This is a genomic window from Noviherbaspirillum denitrificans, assembly GCF_002211445.1.
GTDB classification, from domain to species: Bacteria; Pseudomonadota; Gammaproteobacteria; order Burkholderiales; family Burkholderiaceae_D; genus Noviherbaspirillum; species Noviherbaspirillum denitrificans.
The window spans coordinates 132,196-133,053 of record NZ_LSTO01000001.1; the positions used below are offsets into that span (position 1 = coordinate 132,196).

The window sequence follows — 858 nt, forward strand, 5'->3', positions numbered from 1 at the left end:
AGCCGGCGGCTGCTACTACAAGCAGCCTTCCTGCTGGACCCCGGCTTACTACTGCCCGCCCTCCTACGGCATGCCCGAAGCGAAGTACCAGCCGAGCTCGTTCTCGTTTGACGCCACCCAGCAGATCGGCCAGTCGCAGAACGTGGTCAACAACAACGGCAACAACGTGGCTTTCGCCAGCGGCATCAGCTCTACCGTGAACCCGACCCAGTCCGCCAACAACAACATCAACTTCTGATCGAGAGGAGAACGAGCATGTCAAGCCTGACGATCAAGGACCTGTCCCGCGACAGCATGGAGCTGGACCGTGCGGCGATGAAGAAAGTACGCGGCGGCAATTCGTGGTTGCAGGGTCTCGGCCCGATCGCCAACGTCAATGTCGGCGTGAATCAGAACATCACGCAGATCCAGAACGTCGAAGTCAACGCGCTGAACAACGTCGGTGTCATCGGCGCCGGCTTCGGGCCGCTGAAGCTCGATGTCAGCCCGTCGCAATGGGCATCGGCAGACGCCTATTTCTGATCGCAGTACTTCCACTCAAAAAGCCCGCCTGGGATATCCCCGGCGGGCTTTTTTTCGTCCTGACGTCCCGTTCGCACGTGGCGTCCATGCCTTCGCCGTCCTTCATCAAGCGCTGTTGCCAGCAAACGAACACCTCCTGCGAAATCGTCGGGTAGCGCCCATCTGTTTATCGGGCCCGATCCCGCATCGCAACGATGCAAAGCATATAAGCAGGGAGCATTTCTCTTTAATTTCAATCACTTACGCACAGCCCAAGGTCGAATATCCGCGCTGGCACACTCCTCGCAATATGTCTGTCGAGCGCAACGAAATGCTCGACCAACCCAACCACCCCAT

At 58.3% G+C, this 858-nt stretch carries 3 protein-coding genes; all 3 read left to right on the forward strand.

What is annotated here, in order from left to right; all coding sequences use genetic code 11:
* Positions 1-238, forward strand: a 238-nt coding sequence (locus AYR66_RS29185; RefSeq protein ID WP_206047003.1) for a hypothetical protein, incomplete at its 5' end; no start/stop codon positions are given.
* 17 nt (positions 239-255) lie between these two features.
* Positions 256-522, forward strand: a complete 267-nt coding sequence (locus AYR66_RS00685; RefSeq protein WP_088705900.1) for a hypothetical protein — start codon at positions 256-258, stop codon at positions 520-522.
* Positions 479-858, forward strand: a 380-nt coding sequence (locus AYR66_RS29190; protein WP_206047004.1) for a hypothetical protein, incomplete at its 3' end; no start/stop codon positions are given. The genes AYR66_RS00685 and AYR66_RS29190, both read left to right, overlap by 44 nt.

What these genes read in the sequence shown, in the direction of transcription:
- AYR66_RS00685 (WP_088705900.1), top strand. Translation starts at nt 256, where the DNA reads ATGTCAAGCCTGACGATCAAGGACCTGTCCCGCGACAGCATGGAGCTG.